General features: G+C 51.6%; 15 protein-coding genes. 6 read left to right on the top strand and 9 right to left on the bottom strand.

Annotated elements, in window-relative coordinates:
- Nucleotides 1-16: 16 nt before the first annotated feature.
- Both ACFSO0_RS15830 and miaB read right to left on the bottom strand, forming a co-directional pair.
- On the bottom strand, nt 17-460 hold the full coding sequence (locus ACFSO0_RS15830) for a YlbF/YmcA family competence regulator (RefSeq protein WP_376881815.1): 444 nt from the start codon (nt 458-460) through the stop codon (nt 17-19).
- A 6-nt stretch (nt 461-466) separates the two neighbouring features.
- A complete protein-coding gene (gene miaB, locus ACFSO0_RS15825) occupies nt 467-1,978 on the bottom strand; it encodes a tRNA (N6-isopentenyl adenosine(37)-C2)-methylthiotransferase MiaB (RefSeq protein WP_376881814.1) in 1,512 nt (503 codons plus the stop codon).
- A 360-nt stretch (nt 1,979-2,338) separates the two neighbouring features.
- Between miaB and ACFSO0_RS15820 the strand changes: the two genes are divergently transcribed.
- The 4 genes from ACFSO0_RS15820 to cbpB all read left to right on the top strand — a co-directional run bounded on the left by ACFSO0_RS15820 (nt 2,339) and on the right by cbpB (nt 6,509).
- Nucleotides 2,339-3,571, top strand: coding sequence for an S-layer homology domain-containing protein (locus tag ACFSO0_RS15820; protein WP_376881812.1), 1,233 nt, complete (start codon nt 2,339-2,341; stop codon nt 3,569-3,571).
- A 168-nt stretch (nt 3,572-3,739) separates the two neighbouring features.
- On the top strand, nt 3,740-4,582 hold the full coding sequence (locus ACFSO0_RS15815; RefSeq protein ID WP_376881810.1) for a lipoate--protein ligase family protein: 843 nt from the start codon (nt 3,740-3,742) through the stop codon (nt 4,580-4,582).
- 74 nt (nt 4,583-4,656) lie between these two features.
- Nucleotides 4,657-5,793: an acyltransferase gene (locus tag ACFSO0_RS15810; RefSeq protein WP_376881808.1), complete on the top strand. Its 1,137-nt coding sequence runs from the start codon at nt 4,657-4,659 to the stop codon at nt 5,791-5,793.
- A 281-nt stretch (nt 5,794-6,074) separates the two neighbouring features.
- On the top strand, nt 6,075-6,509 hold the full coding sequence (gene cbpB, locus ACFSO0_RS15805) for a cyclic-di-AMP-binding protein CbpB (protein WP_376881806.1): 435 nt from the start codon (nt 6,075-6,077) through the stop codon (nt 6,507-6,509).
- Nucleotides 6,510-6,693: 184 nt separating this feature from the next.
- Here cbpB and ACFSO0_RS15800 read toward each other — a convergent pair whose 3' ends face one another.
- Nucleotides 6,694-7,773, bottom strand: a complete 1,080-nt coding sequence (locus tag ACFSO0_RS15800) for a YheC/YheD family endospore coat-associated protein (RefSeq protein WP_376881805.1) — start codon at nt 7,771-7,773, stop codon at nt 6,694-6,696.
- A 57-nt stretch (nt 7,774-7,830) separates the two neighbouring features.
- On the opposite strand from ACFSO0_RS15800, the gene ACFSO0_RS15795 reads away from it, so the two are divergent.
- A complete protein-coding gene (locus tag ACFSO0_RS15795; RefSeq protein WP_376881803.1) occupies nt 7,831-7,980 on the top strand; it encodes a hypothetical protein in 150 nt (49 codons plus the stop codon).
- A 44-nt stretch (nt 7,981-8,024) separates the two neighbouring features.
- Here ACFSO0_RS15795 and mnmM read toward each other — a convergent pair whose 3' ends face one another.
- On the bottom strand, nt 8,025-8,585 hold the full coding sequence (gene mnmM, locus ACFSO0_RS15790) for a tRNA 5-(aminomethyl)-2-thiouridylate-methyltransferase MnmM (protein WP_376881802.1): 561 nt from the start codon (nt 8,583-8,585) through the stop codon (nt 8,025-8,027).
- A gap of 112 nt (nt 8,586-8,697) precedes the next feature.
- Nucleotides 8,698-8,874 (bottom strand): MBL fold metallo-hydrolase, encoded by a 177-nt coding sequence (locus tag ACFSO0_RS15785; RefSeq protein WP_376881800.1) that lies wholly within the window; start codon nt 8,872-8,874, stop codon nt 8,698-8,700.
- A gap of 53 nt (nt 8,875-8,927) precedes the next feature.
- Here ACFSO0_RS15785 and ACFSO0_RS15780 point away from each other — a divergent pair, with 53 nt between their 5' ends.
- On the top strand, nt 8,928-9,968 hold the full coding sequence (locus ACFSO0_RS15780; protein ID WP_376881799.1) for a YkvI family membrane protein: 1,041 nt from the start codon (nt 8,928-8,930) through the stop codon (nt 9,966-9,968).
- A gap of 49 nt (nt 9,969-10,017) precedes the next feature.
- On the opposite strand, the gene ACFSO0_RS15775 is transcribed toward ACFSO0_RS15780, so the two are convergent.
- From ACFSO0_RS15775 to ACFSO0_RS15760, 4 genes are all read right to left on the bottom strand, one after another.
- Nucleotides 10,018-10,884, bottom strand: a complete 867-nt coding sequence (locus tag ACFSO0_RS15775; RefSeq protein ID WP_376881798.1) for a 2-oxoacid:ferredoxin oxidoreductase subunit beta — start codon at nt 10,882-10,884, stop codon at nt 10,018-10,020.
- Nucleotides 10,856-12,634, bottom strand: coding sequence for a 2-oxoacid:acceptor oxidoreductase subunit alpha (locus tag ACFSO0_RS15770; RefSeq protein ID WP_376881797.1), 1,779 nt, complete (start codon nt 12,632-12,634; stop codon nt 10,856-10,858). Before ACFSO0_RS15770 ends, ACFSO0_RS15775 begins: the two co-directional genes overlap by 29 nt.
- A gap of 714 nt (nt 12,635-13,348) precedes the next feature.
- Nucleotides 13,349-13,609, bottom strand: a complete 261-nt coding sequence (gene spoVS, locus ACFSO0_RS15765) for a stage V sporulation protein SpoVS (RefSeq protein ID WP_003385776.1) — start codon at nt 13,607-13,609, stop codon at nt 13,349-13,351.
- Between the two features lie 118 nt (nt 13,610-13,727).
- On the bottom strand, nt 13,728-14,522 hold the full coding sequence (locus ACFSO0_RS15760; RefSeq protein WP_376881795.1) for a TIGR00282 family metallophosphoesterase: 795 nt from the start codon (nt 14,520-14,522) through the stop codon (nt 13,728-13,730).
- Nucleotides 14,523-14,652: the final 130 nt, after the last annotated feature.

Below are 14,652 nucleotides of genomic sequence, written 5' to 3'. Positions count from 1 at the left end.
CCTGATTTCGCCTGTCCTAGGAGCAGCAGCCGCCCTCGCGTTTTTTCTCAGGGCCGCCGCCTGTCTCTCCCGTCAGCGGATTTCCGCCCGTATCCAAAATAATACGTTCGGAAACCGTATTGGTGATGACATGGGTCACCATCTGCAAAAGGTCATTGACGTCGATCTGCGATTGCTTGAATTCCGTCACGATCGGGATAGAATCCAGCTCTTCCTGCAGCTTGTTGAATTCTTCTTCTACTTTTTTCACCAGCTCCGGCTTGTTGATGGACTCAAACATAACCAGTTGCTTCTGTTTTTGCTTTAAGGCGTCGATCAGATGTTGGACTCGCTCGTTGTGCTTGATCTGCTGTTCTGCCCGCTTGTAGAAGTCCACTTCGCTCGTGCGGGAAATCATCGTCGCCAGCTCGCGCGCTTTGTCCAAAATTTCTTTTTGTGTGTACAGGTTCGTTTGTTCCATCTCTCTTTACACCTCGACAGTTGTGACGATCTCTCCGTGGAGTGTCCACGTTTTCGCGTCTGTAATTTTGACATGAACATATTGACCAATCAAGGATTTGTCTCCCCGGAAGTGAACCAGCTTGTTGGTCCGCGTGCGGCCTGCCAGCACTTCCGAGTTGGTTTTCGACTCGCCCTCTACCAGTACCTCCAGCACCTGGTCCTGCAGCTTTTTGTTCTGCTCCAGCCCGATCCGCGCCAACACTTCGTTCAGCCGGTACAGCCGCGCCTTCTTCACTTCCATCGGAACGTTGTCTTCCATGACGGCAGCCGGCGTGCCTTCCCTTGGAGAGTAGATGAAGGTATAGGCAAAATCATAGCGGACTTCTTCGACCAGGGAGATCGTCTCTTCAAATTGCTCATCCGTCTCTCCCGGGAATCCGACGATGATATCGGAGGAAAGAGAAACGTTCGGAATGGCTGCCTTGATCTTCCGCACCAGTTCCAGGTATTGTTCACGCGTGTATTTGCGGGCCATGCGCTTGAGAATCTCCGTAGAACCTGACTGCACGGGCAGGTGGATTTGCTCCACCAGATTGCCTCCCTTCGCCAGCACTTCGATCAGATGGTCGTCGAAATCGCGCGGATGGCTGGTCGTGAAGCGGATTCGAGGAATGTCGATTTTGCGAATTTCGTCCAGCAAATCGCCAAATCCGTACTTGATGTCTGCAAAGTCTTTGCCGTATGCATTCACGTTTTGACCGAGCAGCATGATTTCCTTGAACCCTTGGCGTGCCAGGTCGCGCACTTCGGCGATCACGTCTTCCGGACGGCGGCTGCGCTCTTTCCCGCGCGTATACGGGACGATGCAGTACGTACAGAATTTATCGCAGCCGTACATGATGTTGACCCATGCCTTCGTGTTGCCTTCGCGGATTTTCGGCATGTTCTCGACGATGTCGCCTTCCTTGGACCATACCTCGATGACCATTTCCTTGCTGAACATGGCATCGCGCAGCAGCTCCGGCAGGCGGTGGATGTTGTGCGTCCCGAAGATCAGGTCGACCTGCTGGTAGCTTTTGAGAATCTTGCTTACGACCTTTTCTTCCTGCGACATACAGCCGCAGACGCCTAGAATCAGGTTCGGGTTGTTGTGCTTGAGCCGCTTCATATTCCCCAGCTCTCCGAATACCTTGTCCTCCGCATTTTCCCTGATCGCACAGGTGTTGAACAAAATCACATCTGCGTCTTCGATCTCCGCAGCGTGACTGTATCCCATCTGTTCGAGAATCCCGGAGATCGTCTCCGAGTCGTGCTCATTCATTTGACAACCATAAGTGCGTACGTGGTAGCGTTTTCCTTTGCCGACCTCGCGCATGTCTTCCGGGATGGCAAAGTCGTAATGGACTACAACATCTTCCTTCCCCCGCTTTTTCGCCTCTTTCAGGGAAGGGGCTTGAAAATATTTCGCATAGTCTTCCGTCGTCTTCGGAGACTTTCCGGATTTTAAGTCCAAAGTCGCCTCTTTCGTATCCTTCATGATGTATCACCTCAACTGGAATCATTATCTATAGTCGCCAATACACAATTATAGCATTTTGGGCGATTCATCGCTAATGCATAATAAGGCAAAATATGCACAAAGCCGCTATGTATGCCATTCCTCGCTGATGGTCTTCCAGGTCTGCCCAGCCGGCGGCATTTCTGGTTCTGCTCTTAAGCCATTGGTTCTCCCCCGCGCTCCTTCAAGCAGGTATTTGTTCCCGTTTTCCGGCGGCTCATCCCGGACCTGCCGCCTAAATTTTCCAGAAATGAGTGCCTTCCTTGCAACTTTCTTTGCCCGACCGTCGTCTGAATAACAGCCAAACACAATACACGATTCCAAGTAAGGAGGTTCAACATGAGAAGAGCACTAGCCCTGTTTGTATCGGTGTTGCTGCTTTTGACGGCGGTTCCCTTCGCGAGCGCTGCCAACTCCTCTTTCTCCGACGTCCCGCGCAATCACTGGGCGTATAAAGAAATTACAGAGATGGCGGAGAAGGGCATCATCGCAGGGTATAACGATCGCACGTTCCGCCCCAACAATCAGGTAACTCGCGCCGAATTTGCGAAAATCATGATTGCTGCAGCCGATGTGGACATCGAGAAGCGCTCGATTTCCCAGACCTTCAAAGACGTGCCGAAATCTCACTGGGCGTTCTACTACGTGGAATACGCCAAACCGTATCTGACTGGCTACAAATCAGGCTCGACGTACACGTACAAGCCAAATGAAGCCGCTGTTCGTGAAGACATCGCCGTTGCTCTGGTCCGCCTGCTCGGCTACGACAAAAAGTACAACGCGGATTTGAACCAATTGAAAAAATTCAAGGACGATGACGAAATCTCTCCGGCTCTGCGCTCGTACATTGCGATCGCCATTCAAACCAACCTGATGCAAGGCTCCAACAACTACTTCCGTCCACAAGACCCGATCACCCGCGCGGAAGCAGCATCCCTGCTCTATCGTGCCTTGATCGAACGCAAAGACGGCGATGAAACCAAGGTCATTTTCCCGGCGCCTGAAGACCCCAAACCGACACCGATCAGCATCCGTGACACTTTCAACACGACCGATCTGAAAAACTGGCTGCCCGACAACGCCACTGGCTCCTGGGGCGTCATCAACAAGCAGGCGACCGCTGTCTCTGTCGACAAAGACCTGGACCATTACCTGCTTCCGCTGAAGTGGGACGAATCTGACAAAGTCACGCATTATGAACTGTCGGTTGACGTGAATGTCTCCGGCACAGACGGACTCGGCGGTTTGTTCTTCAACGGCAAGGACGGAAAGGCAAACGTCGTCTTCCTCCAGAAAGACCGCGTCGTTCTTGGAAAAGTAAACAATGTCAACGATGACAAGGTCGACTGGATCGCATCCGGCTCGTATAAATTGAAATCGAGCAACCGTCTAACGGTCAATGTCGATGGCAGCTCCGTATCCATTTACTTGAATGGACAGTTCCTGTTCGCGCAGCAGCAAGTCAAGCAGGAAGGAACGAAACTGGGGCTGTACCTGCAGCGCGAAGCGGCCAAGGACACTCCTCGCAAGATGACGTATCTGGACAATTTCTCGTTCCAGGAAATCAAGTAAAATCAAAATATCGGCCCGCCCGACACGATTCATCGATGTGTCGGGCATTTTTATACATAAATGAAGGAAAGCATCATTTTCCACTCTGAAAAAGGGCTCCGAAAGCCTAGAAATGGACGCGGTTCAGATGTATAATGGTAGCGATTCTTGTCCGGTTAGGAGCTCGCTATGTCAATTACTATCAATCAACCGTTCAAATGGATGGACTCGGGTACGTACCAGGGCAGCCCGCTCGAACCGCTCATTCGCGATGAAGCGTTGGCTTCCGGCATGCGTGATCAAAACGCGACGCCTGTCATTCACCTCTGGGTGTACGATCAAGCGCTGTACCTTGGTCGCCGCGATGCGAAACTACCCCATCTGGAGAGCGTGCTGCGCCGTTTTGGACAGGCCGGCTTTGGCTGTGTGCTGCGCTCGTCAGGAGGCGCATGCGTCCCTCTGGATGCCGGCGTTTTGAATGTAGCCTGTCTGTTGCCGGATACGACGATCTCGATTGATTCGTTCTTTTCTCTGGTCGCCCAGATGCTCAAAGTCGGCTTGCGCGATTTCGGGACGATTCAATTTGGCGAAGTAGCCGGCTCTTATTGTGCAGGAGAATACGATTTTTCCATCCACGGCAAAAAAATCGGGGGCATGGCCCAGCGCCGTACCCGCTACGGCTCGATCTTGCAGCTTTGCATCAACGTGGACGAAAGACCCCGCGGCGAGTGGATGGAACGCTTTTATGAATGGGCTGGACTGGAAGAAATGGAGAGCCACAAGCCAATTCCGCGGATTGAAGCGGCGACGGTTGGCAGCATTGCCGGTTTGACAGGGGCGGCTGTGACAGTAGATGAGGTAAAAGCCCGGCTGCTTGCTGCCATCCGCACACAATGGCAGGTTTCACCTGCTCCATTTTCAGTGAATGCAGAATTGCGTCAGGAGGCCGAGCAGCACCTGGCTTCACGCCTGCAACTGTTTTCCTATACAGCCAAACAACTTGCTGCACCTGATTGGAAGCTGCCTGAATAACGGCCTCGTTCTTTTTGACGGGGCTGACAGGCTTTTGTCCGATAGGTGCGGCCTGAAAGAATAATGGAGGACTTATGAATAGCAATCGAAAGGGGACGTTTCAGGATCTGAATGCCCTTTTTGTGTTTGGGGCTTGTACGGTACTGATTATCCACATCCTTGGGTTTTTCATTGAAAATCAGGGGGACTATCCGTGGGATGGGGACATTGAAGCCATCTCCCTGATATTGCTGCGATTCGGACGCTCCCTGTTCATCTTTGCAACAGGGATGCTGCTGTTTTACTGGCATCAAAACAAGCAAATGGACTGGACCAGATTTTGGCGCAAGCGCTGGCGGGTCATCGTTCTTCCTTACATCATTTGGACCGCGATTTTCACAGGCTTTCAGCTTCAGACGATCAATCCGGTCCTACTCGCAGGCCCGTTTTTTCACAGTTTGTTTACGGGCAGTTCCTTTTATCACCTGTACTACATTCCGCTCTATTTGCAATTGAACGTCCTGTTCTTTTTGACAAAGTCGCTGATCGAGCGGTACATGTCGATGAAAGTGCTGGTCGTGCTGTTTCTCGGCCAGATCGGGCTCTATATGCTGTACCAAGCCTTGTTCGTCGACTCGCTCTGGTCCATCGACTGGACGGCAAATGTTTTTCTGAAGCTGATCCAGCATAGCTATGTCGCTGGTCAAAACTATTTCTACATGTATATTTTCACGTTTTGCCTTGGCGCTTACGCAGGTTTGAACGTGGAGAAATGGCGTCTGTGGACACATCGGCTGCGGCTCGTCTCCTTTGCAGCAACCATTGTCTCGGCGGCATGGATCATGCTCCGCTATTTGAACGGGAGCAAAAGCTATGCAGAAAGCCTCAACATTTTTGATCCGCTGTACCTGTGCTACACATTGAGCTTTCTGCTCGCCTTTTACTCGATCTCCCGCTATTTGGGCGCTCTGCCTCGCCTTGGTCAATGGCTGTCCCGCCTGGCCAAGCAAAACATGGCGATCTACATGGTCCATCCGCTGATCTTGTTCCTGCTGGAAAGCTACGTCATTTTCCGGCTCGACTGGTCCACGCCGCTCATCATGGTGGCGATGTTCGTCATTACGCCGCCGCTCTGCATTTTCTTGTATGAGCATACGCTGATTTCACACTGGACGCGAGGAGGACGACCCAAATCCAAGCCCGTCTACCGGATGGAGGCGCACAAGGCTTGACCATTGGCGGCCTTTCCTTCAAACTCCTAATGTAAAACGGCACTCGATCTCGCATACTATTAGCAGGGACAAATGTTCCACACCTCGATTCATTACCCGGCAAGCCTGCCGGGCTTTTTCTTTTTCCGGCCGCGCAAATGCCAATCCTGCAACCGCGGGGCAGCGGTGCGATGTTTTCCGAAATGTAGCCCTACCGCTGAAACGCAGCTTACGGTATCATAGAAGTGAACCACAGGCAGCTACTTCGCTGCCTTAGACGACAGAAAAGGTGGTGGAACCAGATGAACCAGGATATCCCATTGTTGCATACATCCATCAAAGACCTTATCATTGCTTCCACGAAAGTCGCTCACGTCCAACTGGGCAACTCGATTGAGCACGCGCTGCTCGTCCTGCTCAAATCCGGCTACTCGGCCATTCCCGTACTGGATCATCAGTACCGCTTGCATGGATTGATCAGCACCAATATGATTATGAACAAGACGTTGGGCCTGGAACGCTTTGAGACAGAAAAGCTGTCCGAGTACACCGTCGATGAAGTGATGGACACCAAAATGGCGCGACTGAAGTACACAGACGATTTTTTGAAAGCGCTGGAAGTCTCCATCAATCACCCTTTCATTTGCATTGAAGATGACGAGCAAATTTTCCAGGGGATTCTCACCCGCAAATCCATCCTCGCGCTGGCCTATCGCCATTTCCGCAATCTGCCCTAACGGTTACGTGAGCCGCCGATCATAACCTGCTTCTTACAAAAACGCAAATAAAGAACGGGTGCGCATGCCTCCGTTCTTTCCTTACCCTGGTTGGACAAGACCTGCTCTGCCGCCGGTTCGCCGCGTGCCAGTACCATTCCTCGCTTCCCTTGACTCTTGTTTCGTCAAACTCCCGCACACTCCATCAGGCAAGCTGCTTCCTCGGCTTCTTCCCTTCGCGCAGCAAGGTTTGTGCGTACTCCAGCGGATGTCGGTACGTCTGCTTGAACATCTCCTTTTCTCCCGCTTTGTAAAAGGAATAACGCTGATCCCGCACGTTCACCTCGATCAGATACGGGTTCCCTCTGTCATCGACACCCATATCCATGCCCAGGTCGGCAAGAGAAGGAAAATGCTGCGCGTACTGCTTCGCTATCTCGATCGCAGCTTTCCGGATGCGCTCCATCGTCTCCTCCTGTTCTTCCGGAGAAAAGGTAGGCGCAAGGGCTGTCGTCAAAGGGACGGCTTTCCCGCCGCGCGACAGATTGCTCAATTTGTTTTTCTGGTTGGCGACTTTGGCTACCATGCCGCTGACCGTCCAGTTCCGCTGCCCATTCCGCTGTACGGACACGCGAATGTCAAACGTCTTCCCTTCGTACCGGGCCAACTGGACCCCCTGTTGAATCAGGAAACGTTTGCCCCCGACCCATTTGCGCACGACCTGCAGCAGCCGGTTCAACGACATCGTCTGGCGCTGTCTGGAGGCGATGAAGTGATATTCCTTGCCGTGCCGCTCGATCCGTGCCACGCCAATACCTACCGAACCGACGGCAGGCTTGACGTACACGACCTTGTACATCTCCAGAAACTGGCGAAGCTGCTGGGTAGAATACGGCACCGTATGCGGCAAATACGCGCGAAGCTGGGGGTTTTTCCACAGCATCTGGTGGACCTTTCGCTTATCTCGCACCACCAATCCGTTGAAGACGATCTTTTTGCGGCTCAACCGCCGGATAACCCCCCTTGCTCTCGCATCTCCGGTCAAGACCCGGTTATGAATGACGCGCGGTATTTGCACCACACGGGGGACCAGCCTGCTGCCATTCCAGAAATACCCGTGGACCTTTTCCTCTCCGGCAAGCACGTGGAACGGGTGGAAGAAAACCGGCTCCAGACCCATCTCTTTCCCGATCTTGACATAATAAGGCAAACGCTCGTATGACTTGGCTCCTTTGATTCCTTTCTGGATAATGCCCCAATCCAACATAATGCCGATTCTGTTCACATCGATCCCCCTTGCTGCATTCCTCAACATAAGGTATGTGCCTTGGAAGCAAGGGGCGTGCCTATTTTTGAAAACGACACGATTCACCGTTCTTCTGCTCTCGCTGTCGCAATCTGCGCTTGCCCGGGAAAAGAGCCTGCCCGTCAATTGTACGAGCGGCTGCCGTGCCTGATCCCGCAGCTTCTTCAGACTGCGCTGCGTCCGTAAATTCGTCCGCTCCTTTGCCTAACTCTTAGCCTCAATTCCTTGCCCTATATTCCTCTGCGTTCGATCGCGAGCAAAAAGGGAGCGTGGTTTTGCTGGTTGATGTACTGATACTTCAATACCAAATAGTCCATCTGGCTTAACGTCTGGCAATACGATTCCACCGCGTCCTTTTCCACGCGTCCTGCCTCGTGCCCCCAGTAGATCATCACCGTCATGATGCCGCCGGGACGCAGTACACGCAGACCCGACTCAATCGCCCGAATCGTGCTCGCTGCCTGTGTCGTAATCGCCTTGTCACCGCCGGGCAAATACCCCAAATTGAACATAATCGCCCCTACCGGCTCATCGACGGCTTCGATCTCCTCGTGACTCGCCAGCCGCATGTCGACCCAGCCAGCGACTCCTTCCCGCTCCAGCCGCTCTCTCGTCTTCTCCATCGCCAGCTTCTGAATGTCATAGGCGATGACTTTGCCGCGCTCCTGAACGAGTTGGGCGAGGAACAACGTGTCATTGCCGTTTCCCATCGTTGCGTCAATGACGGTCTCTCCGACCTGCACTCTCTCCTTGATCAGCTTTCGCGCGACCTCCAAAACATTTGGAAACATTCTTCGTTCTCCTCTCTATGTAGACACATGAAGTGAAAGTTATAGCCCGATTTGCAAGCCAATCCTCGCTCCCGCCGTATACGCCGCTGCTTGCCTGCGTACTTCCTCGGGGTCATACTTGTGGAACAGATGGGTGATTAAAAGCGAGCGGCACGCATGCGCTTCGGCCAGCTCGGCCGCTGCCGCAGTCGAGCAGCAGGCGGACCTTGTCTGTCTCCACGAGATACCCGGGGGTAGCTCCTCCTGGCCCCGGATAGGGAGATTGACAGCCCGGAACAGTTATGCGCATATTCGGATCACTCCAGTTCATAGGATGAAATAAGATGGGACAGGAGGTCTGAGATGCAAGGATCATGGAAAACCGCATGGCAGATCGCTTTTACGTATATCGGGACAGTCGTGGGAGCCGGATTTGCTTCTGGCAGGGAAATTGTTGAGTTTTTTGTACAATATGGGACGCAAGGGCTCGCAGGAATCTTGCTCGCGACCGCGTTGTTCACTTGGGCGGGCACGCGCGTCATGCTCATTTCCTATCGAATTCAGGCGGATTCTTACCAGGATGTCAGCACGTACTTGTTTGGCCATCCGTTCGGAATGGTGTTTAACAGCCTACTGTTGACTGTACTGCTCGGGACTACCTCCGTCATGCTCGCCGCCACTGGTGCGATCTTTTGGGAATCGTTTCAGCTTCCCTCTCAAGTAGGCATTTGGATCAGCATGTTGATGATTTTCGTGGTGACACGCAAAGGACTGTTTGCCATCCACCGCGTCAACAGCATTTTTGTCCCCACCCTCGTTGCGTTTACGCTGCTCGTCTTTTTGTACACGCAACCATGGAAAGATCCCATCCTCATTTCCGAATCGCCTCGGGCGTGGGCATGGCTGAGCTCTCCCTTATCTTATGTTGCCTTAAACGTTTCGCTTACACAAGCGGTTCTTGTGCCAATCGGCAGGCACAGCACGAGCGAAAAGCCGTTGATCGCAGGCGGAATCATCGGCGGTTTGGGGATCGGCCTGCTGCTCATCCTCGCCTATTCCTCGTTAGCCGTGGAAATGCCGGACATCCAGCACGCGGAAATGCCGATGATCGCCTTGCTTCACGGGGTGGGTCGCGGAATTCCGCTGTTATTTTCCTTGCTCGTGTACGCGGAAATTTTTTCGACACTCGTTGCAAACGTCTTCGGTCTCGCCGAGCAGCTGCGCCAGGTCACGCATCTGCGCGGACCGACCGTTCTCTTCGGCATTCTCATCATTACCTATTTCATCAGCTTTATCGGCTTCAGCTCATTATTGCGCTTGTTGTACCCGCTCTTCGGCCAGCTCGTTGTCTTTTTCCTCGTCATGCTGTTCTACCGCCAGTGGCGCGGCCGCACCTTGTCCTGAAAAACCACAAAAAACCTCTCCCGAAACGGAGAGGTTTTTCATCGAAACCTTACGCAAATTCAGCAACAAGTTTATCGAAGTCTTCTTGAGACAGGCGAATGTCTTGTTTTGCCAAGCCTTCTTCTTTGAAGCCTTTTACGAGAGACTCGTAAGACTTTTGCTCAGTGTCTTGGTAAATCAGACCAGTGATCAGGCCTTTGTATTGCATGGAAGTGGACATTGCCTTGATGCGGTCATGAGGATCGTAGCCTTCGATCGTTTCTACAGGCACGATGTTCTCTTTGAACCAGTCATAGGTGTTCACTTTGTTGTAGGTTACACAAGGGCTGAATACGTTGATCAGGGAGAAGCCTTCGTGCTGGATACCTTTTTCGATCAGTTCAGTCAAGCCTTTCAGATCGCTGGAGAACGATTGGGCGACGAACGTTGCACCAACGGACAGCGCCAGTTCAACTGGAGAAATGGAAGACTCGATGGAACCAGACGGTGTAGACTTGGTCACGAAACCAGTCGCGGAACGCGGGGAGGTTTGACCTTTTGTCAGACCGTAGATTTGGTTATCCATTACGATGTAGGTAATGTTCATGTTGCGACGGATAGCATGTACAGTATGACCCATACCGATTGCAAAACCGTCACCGTCACCACCTGCTGCGATAACCGTCAGTTCACGGTTTGCCATTTTCACACCTTGTGCGATTGGCAGGGAACGTCCGTGAATACCGTGGAAACCATAGCAGTTGATGTAACCGGAAATACGACCGGAACAACCGATACCGGAAATAACCGCCAGATCTTCAGGCTCCAGACCTACGTTCGCAGCAGCGCGTTGAATGGCTGCCTGGATGGAGAAGTCACCACAGCCCGGGCACCAGTTTGGCTTAACGTTATTTCGAAACTCTTTCATAGTCGCCATGTTTTACCAGCTCCTTCACTTCAGCGTAAATTTCTTTCGGTAAGAACGGATTTCCGTCATATTTCAGCACGGACTCGATCTTCTCTGCGTTGCCTACGTGCTGCTTGAGAAGGTTTGTAACTTGACCTTGGATGTTGTGCTCGACGACAACAACCTTTTTCGCTTTTGCTACAAGAGCTGCCATTTCCTCAGTCGGGAATGGATGCAACAGGCGAATTTGGGCATGGTTAACCTTCACACCCTCTTGCTCCAGGCGAGCTTTTGCTTCCTGGATCGTACCGATGGTGGAGTTGATACCCACTACCAGAACGTCAGCCTCAGCATGCGGTGCGTCGACGGTTACAGGGTTTTTGAAGTTTTTCAATACCCCGTTCAGCTTGCGCATACGTTTTTCCATTTGCGCTTTACGGTTCGCAGCGTTCTCAGATGGACGACCGGTTTGGTCATGCTCAACACCGGTAACATGGTGCAGACCGTATTTTTGGCCAGGAATGACGCGAGGAGAAACGCCGTCTTCTGTCACTTCATAACGTTTGAACAGGTCGTTTTGCTCTTTCTCTGGCAGTTCTTGTCCAGCGAGCAGTTTGCCGCGGCGGATTTCTACTTTGCTGTAGTCGAAAGGCTCGACCGTTTGTTTACCCAGCGAGAGAGTCAAGTCAGTCAGCAAAATAACTGGCACTTGATATTCTTCCGCAATGTTGAAAGCTTCAACTGTGTCGTAGAAGCACTCTTCCACTGTGCTTGGAGCCATTACCACTTTCGGAATATCACCGTGCGTACCGTAAATCATAGCATTTACGTCGGATTGTTCGATTTTGGTTGGCATACCGGTGGAAGGACCGCCGCGTTGCGTGTCGACAATCACCACTGGCGTTTCTGTAATACCAGCCAAACCGATTGCTTCCATCATCAGGGACAGACCAGGACCTGCAGAAGCAGTCAAGGAACGAGCACCGGCAAAGTTTGCACCGATCGCCATGGTGATCGCAGCGATTTCGTCTTCTGTCTGGATAACCGTACCGCCGAATTTCGGCAGCTTTTTAATGAGGTATTCCATTACTTCGGAAGCTGGAGTAATCGGATAAGCAGGCATGAACCGGCATCCTGCTGCAACTGCACCAAGAGCAACGGCGTCGTTACCGATCATGAACAGTTGTTTTTGCGGAGTTGCTTTTTCGAGCTGGAATTCAGGCAGTTGGCCACCCGTCAGCTCTGTCACGTAATCGAAACCGCGGCGAATCGCTTCCATGTTCTTTTCAACCACTTTTTCGCCTTTGCGGAGGAACATATCTTCAACGATGTTGCGGTAGCTTTCCACCGGAATACCGAGAATCGCGCTGGAAGCACCGATCGACACCATGTTTTTCATCAGGGAAGTTCCCAGTTCATCAGCAATCTCAGTGAGCGGTACAGTCAGGAAGCGAACTTGCTTCAGACCGTCTGGCAATTTTGGATTGAATTTGCCATCCGCAATGATGATACCGCCTTCACGCAGTTCGTGCGCATTGAAATCGATTGTCTCTTGGTCGAAAGCGACAAGGATGTCCAGATCGTCGGAAATCGCGCGCATAGGCGTTGTGCTCACGCGGATTTTGTTGTTCGTGTGTCCACCCTTAATCCGGGAAGAGAAGTGACGATAGCTGTACAGATGGTAACCCATCCGGTTCATCGCCATCGAGAAGATCTCACCAGTACTCTCGATGCCCTCCCCTTGCTGTCCTCCAACTTTCCAAGAAAGTTGACTAATCATTCAGATTCCACCCTTTCAGTGACTGTGAGAAAAAGCAGCCCATCCTACCGTGAAAATATTGATAAGATGTGACAATTCTGTGCATAGACAGTAACATTGTAGTCCTGTCCATCTAAAATTGCAAGTGCTTTTACTCAACTTACTTTTGACCTGAATTTTAATGTTGAACTTGGTTCATTAATATATCTTCATGTAACATTGTAGCACGTTTCCGAAAACACGCAACCCGTTTCCTTGCACAAATTTGATTACTTCTTCCTTTTCTTAACGCAACAGCAGCGCTTCTAATAAAAGAAGGTAATCACCAGCGCATGCACTGTCGCATATACGCAGCATCTACAAACAGAATAGCCCCTTTCTGTCTCTTTCATACGTAATCGAGCAAATCTGCCCTGGAACGGAGCAAGCGAAACGGATCGTTTAAGCCGCGCCCGCGTATCATTCGTACTGCATGAAAACGGCATCCAAACGGCTCAGTTGCGGAAACGAAACAGGCGAGAACCTGAATAGTTACATTCCCACTTTCCAGATCGTCAAAACCTGCCAGCAACTCCTCCTGTATGGTCATCAAATTCAGGTGCCTGCCGCAATTTCTTCAAAACGTCACCGTCCGATACTCCTTCCGCCTTTCATAACCAGAATCTCCTGGAGACAAACGAAAAAACCTGTTCATTCGACGAACAAACAGGCGGGTCAAACGGTGTTCATTTTTGATTATCTGGGTTCTACGATCAATTTGATTGCGGTACGTTCTTCGCCATCAATCACGATGTCGGTAAAGGCTGGAATACAAATGAGGTCAACTCCACTCGGCGCTACGAACCCTCGTGCGATAGCTACTGCTTTCACTGCTTGGTTAAGCGCCCCAGCGCCAATCGCTTGAATCTCGGCGGCCCCGCGTTCGCGAAGCACTCCGGCAAGGGCACCAGCAACGGAATTGGGGTTAGACTTTGCTGAAACTTTTAATACTTCCATCCTTTTGAACCTCCCGTCTGATAGGAATCCTGTCATCATTAGAATGTTATTCGCATAACCCCCAAAAAATTCCTGCTATTTGTCATGAAAGATTCAAAAAATTCTAATCTTATTCTTATTATTCCATAAACGGATGGTCGGAGTCAATTCGGATTCGCTCCAATTTTTTCGCGCGCCCCGTCGCTTTGTCGAGCGTAATCAATACGGCATTCAGTTGGGCCGGGTCCGGCGCTACCTCGAAGCGCACAGGCAGCTGGGTCAAAAATTTCTTGATCACGGCCTCCCGCTCCATCCCCAAAATGCCATTGCTCGGACCGCACATCCCGACATCACAGAGGAACCCCGTCCCCTGCGGCAAGACGCGTTCATCGGCTGTCTGGACATGTGTATGTGTTCCAACGACTGCGCTCACTCTCCCGTCCAGATACCACGCCATCGCCTGCTTCTCGGAAGTCACCTCGGCATGAAAATCGACAAAAATGTACTTGGTCCGCTTCTTCGCTTGCTCCACCAATTTGTCTGCCATCTTGAACGGGCAATCCAATGGGGGCAGAAAGGTACGGCCTTGCAGATTGATGACCGCGAGCTCCCCCTCTCCTTGTTTGATGTATGTAATCCCTTTGCCAGGGGCTCCTTCCGGAAAGTTCGCCGGCCGGATCATCCGCGGTTCGTCGTCAATGAAGTCAAAAATCTCTTTTTGATCCCAGGTGTGATTGCCCAAGGTTATCGCTTGAACTCCCTGTTCAAACAGTTCCTTGGCGATCTTTTCGGTGATGCCTCTTCCGTGTGCGGCGTTTTCTCCATTGGCGACCACAAACGTCGGCTGGTATTTGCGCTTCAAAAGCGGCAAGTACGTCTTTACCATCTCTCTGCCCGGCGATCCCATGATATCTCCAATAAACAACAGCTTCATTTCCCATCACCTCATTGCTAGTATACACAACGGAAAAGAGATATGGAAAAGAGCGGGGAACAATCCCGAGGTGCAACTCCATTCCGCTGATTCCTTCCCGTGTCCTTGATGAAAAAAAGTAAAGTGGCAT

It is taken from the genome of Brevibacillus sp. GCM10020057 (assembly GCF_042683565.1).
Taxonomy (GTDB): domain Bacteria; phylum Bacillota; class Bacilli; order Brevibacillales; family Brevibacillaceae; genus Brevibacillus.
Note: the sequence above shows the minus strand (reverse complement) of the source record. Positions and strands in the feature narration are given on the sequence as shown.

Bases quoted from the DNA above. Each gene is read 5' to 3' on its own strand.
- ACFSO0_RS15810 (WP_376881808.1), top strand. From the start codon at position 4,657: ATGAATAGCAATCGAAAGGGGACGTTTCAGGATCTGAATGCCCTTTTT.
- ACFSO0_RS15760 (WP_376881795.1), bottom strand. From the start codon at position 14,522: ATGAAGCTGTTGTTTATTGGAGATATCATGGGATCGCCGGGCAGAGAG.
- miaB (WP_376881814.1), bottom strand. From the start codon at position 1,978: ATGAAGGATACGAAAGAGGCGACTTTGGACTTAAAATCCGGAAAGTCT.
- mnmM (WP_376881802.1), bottom strand. From the start codon at position 8,585: ATGTTTCCAAATGTTTTGGAGGTCGCGCGAAAGCTGATCAAGGAGAGA.
- cbpB (WP_376881806.1), top strand. From the start codon at position 6,075: ATGAACCAGGATATCCCATTGTTGCATACATCCATCAAAGACCTTATC.
- ACFSO0_RS15815 (WP_376881810.1), top strand. From the start codon at position 3,740: ATGTCAATTACTATCAATCAACCGTTCAAATGGATGGACTCGGGTACG.
- spoVS (WP_003385776.1), bottom strand. From the start codon at position 13,609: ATGGAAGTATTAAAAGTTTCAGCAAAGTCTAACCCCAATTCCGTTGCT.
- ACFSO0_RS15785 (WP_376881800.1), bottom strand. From the start codon at position 8,874: ATGCGCATAACTGTTCCGGGCTGTCAATCTCCCTATCCGGGGCCAGGA.
- ACFSO0_RS15775 (WP_376881798.1), bottom strand. From the start codon at position 10,884: ATGGCGACTATGAAAGAGTTTCGAAATAACGTTAAGCCAAACTGGTGC.
- ACFSO0_RS15830 (WP_376881815.1), bottom strand. From the start codon at position 460: ATGGAACAAACGAACCTGTACACACAAAAAGAAATTTTGGACAAAGCG.
- ACFSO0_RS15780 (WP_376881799.1), top strand. From the start codon at position 8,928: ATGCAAGGATCATGGAAAACCGCATGGCAGATCGCTTTTACGTATATC.
- ACFSO0_RS15770 (WP_376881797.1), bottom strand. From the start codon at position 12,634: ATGATTAGTCAACTTTCTTGGAAAGTTGGAGGACAGCAAGGGGAGGGC.
- ACFSO0_RS15820 (WP_376881812.1), top strand. From the start codon at position 2,339: ATGAGAAGAGCACTAGCCCTGTTTGTATCGGTGTTGCTGCTTTTGACG.